At 37.7% G+C, this 13279-nt stretch carries 12 protein-coding genes; 3 read left to right on the top strand and 9 right to left on the bottom strand.

The genetic code is table 11. The annotated features are described in order from the left end of the window. Nucleotides 1–26 precede the first annotated feature (26 nt). Nucleotides 27–458 (top strand): hypothetical protein, encoded by a 432-nt coding sequence (locus tag ABVM49_RS10170; protein WP_405201749.1) that lies wholly within the window; start codon nucleotides 27–29, stop codon nucleotides 456–458. Here ABVM49_RS10170 and ABVM49_RS10165 read toward each other — a convergent pair. Together ABVM49_RS10165 and ABVM49_RS10160 are read right to left on the bottom strand one after the other, a co-directional pair. Further along, entirely contained in the window at nucleotides 448–1998 is a 1551-nt protein-coding gene (locus ABVM49_RS10165; protein ID WP_405201747.1) for a family 20 glycosylhydrolase, read from the bottom strand. The genes ABVM49_RS10170 and ABVM49_RS10165 overlap by 11 nt on opposite strands. Before the next feature lie 19 nt (nucleotides 1999–2017). After that, nucleotides 2018–3226, bottom strand: a complete 1209-nt coding sequence (locus ABVM49_RS10160; RefSeq protein ID WP_405201746.1) for a class I SAM-dependent rRNA methyltransferase — start codon at nucleotides 3224–3226, stop codon at nucleotides 2018–2020. 127 nt (nucleotides 3227–3353) lie between these two features. Between ABVM49_RS10160 and ABVM49_RS10155 the strand changes: the two genes are divergently transcribed. Then, nucleotides 3354–3917 (top strand): M15 family metallopeptidase, encoded by a 564-nt coding sequence (locus ABVM49_RS10155; RefSeq protein ID WP_405201745.1) that lies wholly within the window; start codon nucleotides 3354–3356, stop codon nucleotides 3915–3917. Here the strand turns inward: ABVM49_RS10155 and ABVM49_RS10150 are convergent, their stop codons facing one another. The 7 genes from ABVM49_RS10150 to aroC form a co-directional block, all read right to left on the bottom strand. Then, complete coding sequence (locus ABVM49_RS10150) at nucleotides 3918–6416, bottom strand: zinc-dependent metalloprotease (protein WP_405201744.1); 2499 nt, start codon at nucleotides 6414–6416, stop codon at nucleotides 3918–3920. It abuts the gene before it with no gap. A gap of 105 nt (nucleotides 6417–6521) precedes the next feature. Further along, the gene (locus ABVM49_RS10145; RefSeq protein ID WP_405201743.1) at nucleotides 6522–7451 is read right to left on the bottom strand and encodes a hypothetical protein; all 930 of its coding nucleotides are present in this window, start codon (nucleotides 7449–7451) and stop codon (nucleotides 6522–6524) included. Nucleotides 7452–7454: 3 nt separating this feature from the next. After that, the gene (locus ABVM49_RS10140) at nucleotides 7455–8426 is read right to left on the bottom strand and encodes a hypothetical protein (RefSeq protein WP_405201741.1); all 972 of its coding nucleotides are present in this window, start codon (nucleotides 8424–8426) and stop codon (nucleotides 7455–7457) included. 101 nt (nucleotides 8427–8527) lie between these two features. Next, nucleotides 8528–8926, bottom strand: coding sequence for an acyl-CoA thioesterase (locus ABVM49_RS10135; RefSeq protein ID WP_021778739.1), 399 nt, complete (start codon nucleotides 8924–8926; stop codon nucleotides 8528–8530). 40 nt (nucleotides 8927–8966) lie between these two features. Further along, nucleotides 8967–9656, bottom strand: coding sequence for an HAD family hydrolase (locus tag ABVM49_RS10130; RefSeq protein ID WP_021778738.1), 690 nt, complete (start codon nucleotides 9654–9656; stop codon nucleotides 8967–8969). A gap of 144 nt (nucleotides 9657–9800) precedes the next feature. Further along, nucleotides 9801–11102, bottom strand: a complete 1302-nt coding sequence (locus tag ABVM49_RS10125) for a dicarboxylate/amino acid:cation symporter (RefSeq protein ID WP_405201739.1) — start codon at nucleotides 11100–11102, stop codon at nucleotides 9801–9803. A 110-nt stretch (nucleotides 11103–11212) separates the two neighbouring features. Next, nucleotides 11213–12277, bottom strand: a complete 1065-nt coding sequence (aroC, locus tag ABVM49_RS10120) for a chorismate synthase (protein ID WP_405201738.1) — start codon at nucleotides 12275–12277, stop codon at nucleotides 11213–11215. Nucleotides 12278–12448: 171 nt separating this feature from the next. Between aroC and ABVM49_RS10115 the strand changes: the two genes are divergently transcribed. Beyond that, the gene (locus ABVM49_RS10115; protein WP_380034257.1) at nucleotides 12449–13267 is read left to right on the top strand and encodes a UDP-2,3-diacylglucosamine diphosphatase; all 819 of its coding nucleotides are present in this window, start codon (nucleotides 12449–12451) and stop codon (nucleotides 13265–13267) included. Nucleotides 13268–13279: the final 12 nt, after the last annotated feature.

Here is a 13279-nt window from a genome sequence, read left to right as displayed (position 1 = left end):
TATTACTAAAGATTTAATTTTGACATATGTTAGTATCCGAATCAAATCTTAATTACGAATTACAAGACATCTATATTCTAGATAATGGCACTTTTTACTTCTTTGATAATTTTATCATATCAGAAGTTAAAGAAGGGGTGTTGTTTGACTGGGAGATGGCTCAAGAAATTATTGCTATTGCAGAGTCATACTATGGAGTAGGTCAAAAGATAGCTTATATTTCTAACAGAGTACATCCATACTCACTTGTTCCTCAAGACTGGCTTAAGTTTTTTAAAGCTAGAAACTCTATTAGTGCATTTGCTGTGGTATCATACAGCCAGCAAGAACGATCTAATATTTTACTAGAACGTTTATTTTTCAAATCAAAAATTAAAAAATTCTTTGATTTAGAAGAGGCTGTAAAATGGGCTATAAGTGAGCAACTAAAATATGATAATCGCAGAACTACTGCTTAAGAGAAGTTTGAATAAGTGAAGATTTATAGAAATTTATTCCTAGTATTTCCATTCTAGCATAGTGTTTTTGTAATCTCACTCGGTAATTATCCCAATTATAATTTGCTGCATTACTCCAGCCTAATTCTGCGTGTCCTATAACTCTAGGAAAGGCCAGATACTCAATATCGTCTGATGTTTGTATTGTCTCTGCCCATAATGGTGATTCTAAACCTAGTAATTGCGAGGTATCTATATCCTTAAAAATAGAAGACGGTTGCCAGATGTAAGCACTATCTACCTCTACCATACCCGCCCAAGTAAGACCTATGGGAGACAGTTTTGTATATTTCATATCTAAGTACATCTTCTTAGCCGGTGAGAGAATCACTTTTGCCCCTTTATGGATTCCTTTTTGAGCGGTAGCTTCTTTTTGCCAGTGCTGTATTACGTAGGTACTATCTATATTTGCACTTTGTATTTCTTCCCAGCCCACAACACTTTTACCATACTTTTTTACGATAGGAAAAACCTTATTTAAAAATATATTATAGTCCTTTTTTGAAGTAACGTGAGATTCATCACCACCTAGGTGTATATACTCTCCAGGAGTTATTGCTGTTACTTCTCTTATTACATCATCTATAAACTTATACGTGATATCTTTATCTACACATAGCGTACTAAAACCTACACGCATACCTCTATAAAGTTTTGTCGCTTTGCCATTGCAATTAAGCTCTGGGTATGATGCAAGAGCTGCATTAGTATGACCTGGCATATCTATTTCGGGAATAACCGTAATATATTTACTTTGTGCATAAGCCACAATTTCCTTGTAATCTTCTTGTGTGTAAAAGCCTGGACTCTCATCACGTACAGATGAGCTTCCTCCTATCTCTGTAAGTTTGGGCCAAGATTTAATTTCAATACGCCATCCTTGATCATCTGTAAGGTGCAAGTGTAGCTTGTTGAGCTTATAAGACGCCATTTGATCTATGACACGCTTTACTTGGTTTACGGTAAAAAAGTGTCTGGCTACATCAAGCATCATCCCTCTATATGCAAATCTAGGCTCATCTACAATACGTATACCCGGTATAACAAGACTATCCATAGGCTTAGCAGCTATAAGACTGTCTGGAAGTAGCTGGGTTAATGTTTGCACACCTTTAAAAATTCCCGCTTCTGTAGATCCTGCAAGAGCAATTTTATGATGTGATATGTCTAGCACATAACCCTCTTCAGATTGAATACTATCTGGAGAGACCAGAGAAAATGAGATAACATTTTCTTCTTTCTGTGTGGTTTGTATGGCTTCTTTTAAAAATGGTGTTGTTTTAAAGTACTTTTTAAAATCACTAGCCATCTTTCTAACTTCTGTGAGCGTGTCACTTACTATTACTGTTTCTATATCAAAAAGAAAACCATAGGGGTGCGCTTTTACCTCATTAGGTATAGGGATAAAATTTACATCTTCTATAGTGGTTTCTAAAAGGGGTTTTTCTTCTTTACAAGAAAGTATAGTTATCGATATAAAAAGAACCAGTAGGCAACGCATATGTTTATTTTTAGTGTAATTAATTAAGCCTATAGTAACCACATTTGAGATAAGCACCTTCTGAAAAACCTATAGGATGATCTATGTCGTGGTAGGTTTTATCTTCTACATTAAAAGTTCTATTAGACTTTCTTATATGTGCCTCACATATATCAAAAAATACCTGAGCCTCCACTCTAGAAGAGCAAGACGCTAGTACCAATAACCCATTTCTCTTAGTGAGCTGCGCTCCCAGTTGTGCCAGTCTTGCATAACTATTTCTAGCAGTAGGCACTTCTCTCGCACTTTTTGCAAAACTAGGAGGGTCTATCACTACAATATCAAACTGCTGTTGCTCATCTATGAGTTGCTGTAATCCCACAAAAGCATCTATAGCCATCGTTTTATGTGTACCCTTATGCGGGTTTAACTTTCCGTTTTGTACTGCCACTTCTAGAGCCTGTGCGCTTATGTCAAGACTCACTACCTCTTTTGCTCCACCAGCAAGCGCGTGTACAGAAAATCCTCCGGCATAACTAAAAACATCAAGTACGCTCTTTCCTCTAGAAAGTTCTCCCACACGCTTACGGTTGTTGCGATGATCTAAAAAGTAACCTGTTTTATGACCATAAATCACATTTGCCGAAAATTTTACACCGTGCTCCACAAAAGTGACAACCTCGTTTTTAAGTACGCCGTGTATCACCTGTCCATCTGTAAGACCGTAAGTGTTGCCTTTACCCACATTACGACTCAACCGTAACACCATAGTCTCAGTATGAGAAATAGCTAGTAAATGTGGTAATACCATCTCTAGATATGGAAACCAGATAGCGCTATATACTTTTACTACAATTACGCTATCGTACACATCTGCAATGAGACCCGGAAAACCATCATTCTCACCAAAAAGAAGTCGATAACTATTAGTGTCTGTACGTAAGAGTTTAGCTCTTTTTTTAAAAGCTTCTTGAATTTTATCCTTAAAAAATGCTTCGTTTGCTGTTGCTGGGGTACTACTTAGTACCTTAAGACGTATGGGTGAATCTGGATCATAAAGAGCTATACCATACACCTTATCTGCCCTGTTATCAAAAAGAATAGCAAGATCTCCAGCTTGACCTTCCTTATTGAGTTTTGCAATACTATTATCAAAAACCCAAGGGTGCCCTTGTTTAACAAGCTTTTCGGCTCTAGCAGTGAGCTTTACGGCAAGACGTTTGGTTTCAATTTTAGGTAAATCAATCATTAAGGAGCGTTGTATTATTAAAATTACGCTTTCGCGAAAGCGTAAAAAACCAAATTAATCGTAATTTTCCAGTATGAAGATATATCGCACGTTTTTTTTAGTACTATCAGCACTTTTTTTTCTTGCAATGCAAAGCGACCAAAAAAGTCCGCTGGTTAATATAGCCGAATTTGATTCAAAATTTTCATATGATGTACGCTATGCTACAGATGATAATTTTCTAGAACAAACCGTTTACGACTGTGTGCAATGTCTCCTTATACCAGAGGTTGCAGAGGCGCTCGTTGAGGCAAATAATTACTTTTGCGAGCTAGGATATATGATACAACTATATGATTGCTATCGCCCACTCTCTGTACAAAAAAAGATGTGGGAGATTTACCCTAACCCTGGCTACGTGGGCAACCCATACGGTAGTGGGTCTATACATAACCGTGGTGCAGCGATAGATATGACCATTGTAAAGCTGGATGGCACACCGCTAGATATGGGTAGTGACTATGACTTTTTTGGAAAAGAAGCTCATATAGACCACCCACATAACGATACCATTACGGCAAATAGAAAACAGCTCTGGTCTGTGATGAAAAAATTTGGCTTTTCACCTATACGCACCGAATGGTGGCACTTTAACTATGATGCAAAAAATTACGGGTTAAAAGTGCTTGACATAGACTTTGACTGTGAGTAATTATTTTGGATCAAGTAATTGATCTATACGTGCAATTGCATCTTCATAATGATACTTAGTCATTGTATCTACACTTGCATTGCGCGCTGACCTTAATGTCTTTTTAAGTTTTTGTAACTCTCCGCGTACAAGGGGTCTTACATCTGATGCGCTTACATCATAACGTAAAGCTCCTTCAAAACCTGGTCTTCCAGATCTTGATTTTGGCCCTTCGTCTGTCATTAAAAACGCCATACGATCTAAGTATGATCGCTGTAAGTTACGACGATAAATGTCTACAGAAGTACCTCTTCTTGTCTCAGACCAGATACCAGACCTCAGGTCTGAAAGCATCTCTAGAGCGCTATAATATTCTGTCTGTGTAGTCTCTGCATCTATTAATCTCCCTAATCTATCAAAACTTAAAAGTCTATTTAAGTATCTAGATTGTGTTCTTCTTATTTTTTCTGCATAACCGGCGTGGTCTATATTTTGTAAGATAGCAGGGTCTACAAGCCAGGTAGGTGTTTCAAAAAGGTTATTCTGTAACCATTGCATAGACTCCTTTTGTGATGCTTCATCTAGGTGCGTGTACACCACGCCACCCTGTGCAGGAGTTTTTATATTTTCATATACACCACCTATGTTAGTCACCACGTGACCTACAAATCTACTATACACCCCTATAAGTTCTCCATAGAGTTCTTCTAGGTCTTGGTAATCGTTTGTTTTGCTAGATGTCCACGACGGTAAGTTTTGCGCTACGTAGCGTAGGTTTTTAATACCATACGTACTTGCCTTTACAGGATCATTACCTATCGCCTCCGTTTGTGATTGTGGGTCAAAGCTACTAGACTGTCTCCCGAATTTATAGATTGGATCTCCTGCTTTTTCCTGAATCCACTGGTTAAGGGTTGCTTTCTCCATTAACGGTGAGGTAGCATCTGGTATCCATCTATAACCCCAGTTTGTAGCATAGTGATCATAAGGTCCCATCTGTCTCACAAAGCGAATGTTTGTGTCTCCCGGCTGTGCGATATAGTTATAACGAGCATAGTCCATAAGACTCGCTGCGATACCATTTTTTTGAGTAAATGCCCCATCACGGTATGACTCTACATTATATGCATAACTTGCCGCCATATTGTGAGGAAAACCAAGTGCGTGGCCTACCTCGTGAGCTATCACCATACGCATCATCTCCCCTATCTCCTCTTCTGGAGTATCTAGTGTGCGTGCGCTTGGATTTGCTGCTCCAGTCTCTAGTAAATAACGGTTTCTATAACTTCTTAGGTGATTGTGATACCAGATAATGTCACTTTCTATAATCTCCCCGCTACGTGGGTCAGACACGCTAGGGCCTACGGCATTACGAGTTGTACTGGCTACGTAGCGCACTACAGAGTAACGTATATCTTCTGGACTAAACTCTGGATCTTCTCCTGGTGTAGGAGCATCTTTTGCTATAATGGCATTTTTAAAACCAGCAGTTTCAAACGGTTTTTGCCAGTCCTCTATACCTTGTTTTATATACTCCTTAAGTGACTCTGGCGTTCCAGGATCTAAATAATATACAATAGGTTTTACAGGGTCTACAAGTTCTCCTCGCTTATATGCTTCTACATCACTAGGCTCTAGTCTCCAGCGACGTATGTATGTTTTTTGATCTGCCTTGAGCGCCTCACTACCGTAATCATATTGCTTTACTGTAAAGAAGCCTACTCTTGGATCATACAATCTAGGTTGCATAGGTTGCTCTGGCAGTAATATCATAGACTGGTTTACCTGAAGGCTTATACTCTCTGCAGCCCTCTCTGTAGGTGGCTCTGCCGCGTCATATGTAAAGTCTTGTTTTACCTCTATATTTTCTGGAAAACTCTTAACACTGTTTATAAAACTACGATTAGCATCTAGCTTTTTTACTTTATACTGTTTACGTAAACGACCAGAGAGTGCACTTATACCCTTTACATCAGACGAGAATAGCTTTGTTACATTAATGACTGCTGCTGTAGAGTCTTTATCAAAAGCCTTGATATCAAAGGCGTAGAGTGTAGGCTCATAATTATTTACACGTACAGAATTACTTATTGCCTTTGTACTATCTGCTACACTGGCATACGATTTAATTTTAATAAGTATTTTATCTTGAAAACGCTCCCACTGCACTACTTGCTCATTGGTCTTTGAGCCAGCATTTATATAACCTCCTCCTAATCCATTAGGAATTTGAGCAATACGGGTTACCCACAGCATATCTTTGTTAAGCTGTGAGAAAGGAACCTCATAAAAGAACTCATCCTTAACTTTATGTACTTGAAATAATCCAGAATCTGTAACCGCTTCTTTTGTGATTACTTTGTTGTATGGTTTAAAACCACTCTTATCTGGCTTTTCTTCTGGAGCCTTCGTTTCAGTCTTATTTTTAGATTTTTTACGGCGTGTTTTTTTGCCTTGTGCAAAGGAATCTTGTGCTGTAAAAAAAGTGGCTAGTAAACAAAGGAGTAGTATTCTTTTCATCGATAGTGTATTTCTACTCGAAAATAAGAATTGACTGCTGGGAGTTAATTTAATTTAGATAATATTAACAATTGGGTATTACGCTTTCGCGAAAGCGTAAACATATCATTGCTTTGTAAATCTATAAGTAAACTCTCTCACGTTATTGCCTAACTGTCCATCCCAGCCCTCATAACCTATCACAATAGTCATATCAAATACGGTATCATCTATAAGGTTAAGTTGCCCGAAGGATGTCTCGCTAGGTCCAGTAAGAAGATGCAGTGTAGAGTCCCTACAAAAACCATTATATGATCCATAAATTTTTGGATAAATAGAAGTTCCAGCAATAGTAAATTCTAACGCATCTGTATATAATGGCATAGTGCGTACATTAGGCATAGTCGTACTAGATATTGTAATAAAACCTTGTTTAGGAACTCCATCGGCATCATCTCCACCTATTATTTCATAAAAATAGGTACCTGTAAAATCTGCATCTGCGATGGGTTCTATCACATTAATCACATAACGATATGGGGATTTAAAAAAACAAAAGTCTGTAAGTATAGAAGCAGAGCCACTATCATTACTATAACTACGACCGTCTGTTAAGAAAACTTCTAGCCTTACCTCAAACTGATCTCCAGGCTCTATATTATCCAGATCTAAACTATGTGCATTTATCATCTCCTCATAGCTTACCTCAATGATATCTCTAGGCAAACCAAAAAGACCGGCAGTAAAACTCAACGCTTCTATATCTGACAGTATAACCTCTGCTGTACTATCGTTGCCATTAGACAAATCTCGGTCTATAAACTTTGTGTAGACGCGCACAAAATCTAATAAAGCTCCGTCTTCTTCATCTTGCTCCTCAATCTCAACTGCAAAGGTGCTGGTAAGATCTCCATCTACAAAATTCTTTTCTATGCGATTTATGTTTCTCAACACAGCACCACGTTCTATTCCCTCAGTAACAACCTCTATCGCCTTTTCATCATCACTACAGGCCGTTAAAATGCCTACTAAGATTATAAAGTATATTTTTTTCATAATTTATTGTTTTGTAAATCTATATCTAGATGGTGCAGTGTTAAATCCACAACCCCCATCAAAGTTAAGGTAACCCTCTACAAACCAGAGTTCAAAAACAGTATCATCTATAATATCTGCACTCCCATTTTCTATATCAGGCCCTAGTAAAATAGGCGCTGTAGAGCTGCAATAACCTTCTGGTGAAGACAGCTGATTTTTACCAAAAACAATCTCATCTCCCACTACATTAAACTCCCATCTTCGTTTTTGCTCTATTCCCCTATGATACCTCCAGTGCCAGGCATAAAATTGCCTTGTGGTATTAGAGCGCCCTTTTGTAATTTCTACCGTATAGCAATCTACAAAGGTTTCTCCATCTGGACCGGGTCCATCCAGAATAGACTCTACGGCATACACCCCCGTATATGCCGTGTCATCTATGGGTGATACTACATTAATAGTATAAAGAAATGGGGAACTATAGAACGTATCATAAGCGATAATTATAGAGCTAGAAGTGCCGGTGGTAAAGTTTCTACCATCAGTAAGTTTTAAATTAAGTCTGTATATAAATTGATCTTTTACAGCAACATCACTAAGCTGTAAGTCTACAAAGGAAAGTGCCTCTTGAAATGATATATTAAGTTCATATCGAGGTAAACCAAATTCGCCTTCATAAAAATCTGAAGCCGGTATAACATCATATAATACCTCTTGTGTAGAAAGTGCCTCTGTGACCGAAGTATTACCTATGTACCGTATATAAACCTCAACCTCCTCTAGCAAGTCTCCATCTTCAAGATCTTGCTCTTCAATTACAACGTGAAAATCACTTTGCACATCTGTAATTAAGTAGTCATTATTTATATATTCCTGCGTTCTTAAAACAGCACCTCTTGTAATCTCCTCTGCAATAGTTTCGGTAGAGACGATATCTCCCTCATCACAAGATGTGATAATAATAAGTAATACAAGTAGTACTAGTTTTTTCATTTAGTAAAGCATCATTTTGATACTATAAAACTAAACGTAAAATATTCATTTATAGGTGCAACCGATAAGAGTTAACCCATTCTTAAGAAGAATTACCTTCTCTACTCTGTAGATGCACCCAGTCTATTTTTTACATACTCTATTTCTGTCTTACCGTGTGGTTGGGGCTTACCTTCTTCATCTAGCCCTACCATCACAATACGTTCTATAGTAATAATAGTCTCTCGTGTCATTTTATTTCTCACCTCACACTTAAGAGTAACAGATGCTGTCCCAAACTTAGTAGCCTCAAGACCTATCTCAATAATGTCACCTTTTTTTGCGCTTGCGCGAAAATCTATCTCACTCATATACTTTGTGACAGATCGAGGGTTTTCTATCTGAATTATAGTATATAATGCGGCTTCTTCATCTATCCACTCTAATAACCTTCCTCCAAACAAAGTTCCATTTGGGTTTAAGTCTTCTGGTTTAATCCATTTACGTGTGTGAAAATTCATAGGCTTTTCTTTTTTATATTTTTAATCTACTCGTATAAAACTAAGATAAAATGGAGCTTAAAGATCTAGCATCTTCAAGACTTTTAAAACGCTCGTGAGACACTTCTATATCTACCTGCTCGTGAGCCCAAGTAGTATGAAAAGGAATATGCACCGCATAACTACCTACCTCAAGCACCGGCAACACATCAGACTTTAAAGAGTTCCCGACCATTAGAAATGAAGTAGGGTCTATATCTAGATGTTTTATAAGCTTTAGATAATTTGCCGGTTGTTTATCAGACATCACCTCTATGTGGTGAAAATACTTTGATAGACCAGATTTCTCGAGCTTACGTTCTTGATCTAGTAAATCACCCTTAGTAGCAACTACAAGCTTGTAATGCTTTGATAGCTCCTCTAGCACTTCTTCTATATGAGGCAGTAAGGTAACAGGCGCGTTGAGCATATCCTTACCTAGATCTATAATATCACCTATAATGGCATTAGAAACTTTTCCGTCAGACACCTCTTGAGCACATTCTATTAGTGATAATGTAAAAGGCTTGATACCATAACCATACAGTGCTAGATTGCGCATCTCCATTTCAAAAAGGCGCTTCTGGCAATTATCGTAGTCTATATAATCGCTTAGCAGTTCACAAAACGTATGTTCTGCATCTCTAAAGAAAGTTTCGTTTACCCATAGAGTATCGTCCGCATCAAAAGCAATAGTCTTTATATTCTTCATTAGTTTACAATCATCTTAGTGACTATAAAAGTACAGAATACAAGAAGAAAATCTCCTAAAACTACAATACTAGACTCGCAAAAAACGACGCAATAAACCTTCTTAAATTATGATATTGATAATGACAAATAAAAGCTAGTGCTTCTACCCCTTATAGTTGTCATCCCAGTCTTTTACCTTAGGATCACCTAGCTTATCTACAGACTTTGCAACTACCATAGATACCGCAGCATCACCAGTCACATTTACTACTGTACGACACATATCAAGAGGTCTATCTACCGCAAAAATAAGTGCAAGTCCTGCCTCAGGTATTCCTGCATAACCTAGTACACCCACAAGCATTACCATACCTGCACCAGGTACTGCAGCACTACCTATAGAAGCCAGTGTTGCTGTTGCTATTATACCTAGCTGGGTTCCCAGTGTAAGATCCATTCCAAAAGCTTGTGCTATAAATACTGCCGCTACTGCTTGATATAAACTAGTACCATCCATATTGATAGTCGCACCTACAGGTAATACAAAACTAGCCACCTCTTCCTCTACACCTAAGTGTTCTGTAACTCGCTCCATTGTTACTGGTAATGTAGCTGCACTAGAACTTGTTGAGAATGCTAATAATTGTGCCGGAGAAATACCATTAAGAAATGATGCTGGACTTCTTTTTGTAAAGATGATAACGATGAGGATATACACGCCTATCATAGACAATAAACCAAGTACGACTGTAAATGCATACCAGCCCAGAGCTTTAAAAAGATCTGCGTTAGGCGACTCTACCACAAGGGCTGCAAGAAGTGCAAACACACCGTAGGGTGCTGCGAGCATAATGAGATCTACCATTTTAAGTATCACTTCATTTACACCATTAAAAAAGCTTTTTACCGTCTTACTCTTTTCTTCAGGTATTAAAATAAGCCCTATACCAAAGAATACTGCAAAAAAGATTACCTGCAGCATATTACGATTACTAGTCGCTGCCGAAAATATATTTTGTGGAACAAGATCTTCAAGAGCTTGCAATGGTCCTGTTTCTTTCTGTGCCTTTGCAGTTTCTTTATATTTATTTGTACTATCTGTATAACCGTCTACAAGCTCTGTACGCGTCTCATCAGAGATAGATTTACCTGGAGATACAATATTTACTAACACAAGCCCTATAGAGACTGCAATAACCGTAGTGACAACATACGTCCCTATAGTACGCCCTCCCATCTGTGAGAGCTTAGATATATCTTTAAGATCTGACACTCCTTTGATAAGTGCGGCAAGTATTAATGGTATTGCAATTAACTTTAAAGAGTTAATAAAGATGGTTCCAAAGGGTTTTATCCAGTCACTTACAAAGTCCTTTCCCCACTCAAAATTTGTCATAATGAGAGCAAAAACAACTCCTAAAACCATTCCTATTAATATTCTCCAGTGTAACGCAAGTTTTTTCATAAAGGTCTTAATATTTACTAAGCGTGATGTAAAGCCACGCTATATCGATATAGTTTATACAAAAGCCTACTTTTTAGTAAGTGAGCTTTTTATTAAATAAATGAATTATGCTACAATCTAACAGATTTATCTCGTAGTACAAAATCTGCAATCACAAGTGCTGCCATCGCTTCTACTATAGGCACCGCTCTAGGGACTACACAAGGATCGTGACGGCCTTTACCTTGCATCTCTACAGTTTCTCCAGCGGCATTAATCGTTTCTTGCTTTTGCATTACTGTTGCTACCGGCTTAAACGCTACTTTAAAGTAAATATCCATCCCGTTTGAGATACCGCCTTGCACGCCGCCACTAAGATTGGTCTTTGTGGTACCGTCATTATTAAAATGGTCGTTATGAGCTGAACCCTTCATCTTTGCCCCCTCAAAACCGCTTCCATACTCAAAGCCTTTTACAGCGTTTATAGAAAGCATAGCCTTGCCTAACTCTGCGTGTAGTTTATCAAACACAGGCTCTCCTAACCCTGTAGGTACATTTTGTATCACACAGGTTATAACACCTCCTATGGTATCACCTTGCTTTTTTATTACTTTAATTTTTTCTTCACACGCTTTCGCGAAAGCGGGATCAGCACATCTCACATCATTTTTTTCAATCTCATTGAAGTCAAGTTCTTGATATGGAGTATCCATAGATAGATCTCCTACCGCACTTGTAAATGCGTGAAAGGTTATGCCTTTTAAAAATTGCTTTGCAATCGCCCCAGCTACTACTCTACTCGCAGTCTCTCTAGCCGAAGATCTCCCACCACCACGATAATCGCGGTTACCATATTTTTTATCATACGTATAGTCTGCGTGGCTTGGTCTATAGGTGTCTTTTATATGACCGTAATCTTTAGATTTCTGATTTGTGTTTACAATTTGAAAACCTATAGGAGTCCCTGTAGTCTTTTCTTCAAAAATACCAGATAAAAAGTCTACCGTATCTGGCTCCTTACGCTGGGTTACAATTTTAGATTGTCCTGGTTTACGACGATCAAGATCTCTTTGTATTGCATCAAAATCTATCTCAAGACCTGCAGGACATCCATCTATGATTCCTCCTATTGCCTTACCGTGAGACTCGCCAAAAGTGGTGAGTTTAAATATCGTTCCGTAGGTATTACCAGCCATTGTACTTGTTTTCAACAAATGTAAATTGAAAAGCTCATAATCAAAAACTAATAACTCACTTAATGATTAATTAAAGTAGCTCAAAAATCATAACAAAAACTTTTTGAGCACTTAACCGCTTATTAACAACTACATTATGTTTTATAAAGAACTTGCATTCAAAACGATACATTGAAGAGACCTGTAGAAATAGTTGTACTTTCAGACATACATTTAGGCACTTACGGCTGTCACGCTACAGAGGTTTTTCAATATCTAAACTCAATAAAACCAGAAATTCTTATCCTTAACGGTGATATTGTAGACATCTGGCAGTTTAGAAAACGGTTTTTCCCAAAAGAGCATCTTAAGGTTATTAAAAAGATTATCACACTCGCCTCAAAGGGTACCAAGGTCTATTATATTACGGGTAATCACGATGAGATGCTTCGTAAATTTAGCGATGCTGTGATGGGTAATATCCATCTCATAGACAAGTTAGTACTTAACCTAGATGGTAAAAAAGCGTGGTTTTTTCACGGAGATGTTTTTGATGTTTCCATACAACACACCAAGTGGATTGCAAAACTAGGCGGATGGGGTTACGACTTTTTAATACTATTTAATAGACTACTTAATAAATGGCTTGTAAAAATGGGAAGAGAGAAATACTCGCTTTCTAAAAAAATAAAGAATAGTGTAAAAGGAGCTGTTAAGTTTATAAACGATTTTGAAAACACGGCTACAGATCTTGCTATAGAAAACAAGTTTGATTATGTAATATGTGGCCACATACACCAGCCTGCTATACGTAAGGTAAAAAATCATAAAGGAAGTACCTTATATCTTAATAGTGGAGACTGGATTGAAAATCTTACATACCTAGAATATCACGATAAAGAGTGGAGTCTCAAAAACTACAGAGCAGAGTTTGATAAAACCTCTTACGTTGAAGAAGCTTTAGACCCTATGTATGATCTTAGCGCGTTGTTACCTAATGTTCTAAAATAGCAGCAAGGCATT

This window comes from Dokdonia sp. LLG6352-1 (genome assembly GCF_045055815.1).
GTDB lineage: Bacteria > Bacteroidota > Bacteroidia > Flavobacteriales > Flavobacteriaceae > Dokdonia > Dokdonia donghaensis.
The sequence above is the reverse complement of the archived record's forward strand: the minus strand, read 5'-3'. Positions and strand labels throughout refer to the sequence as shown.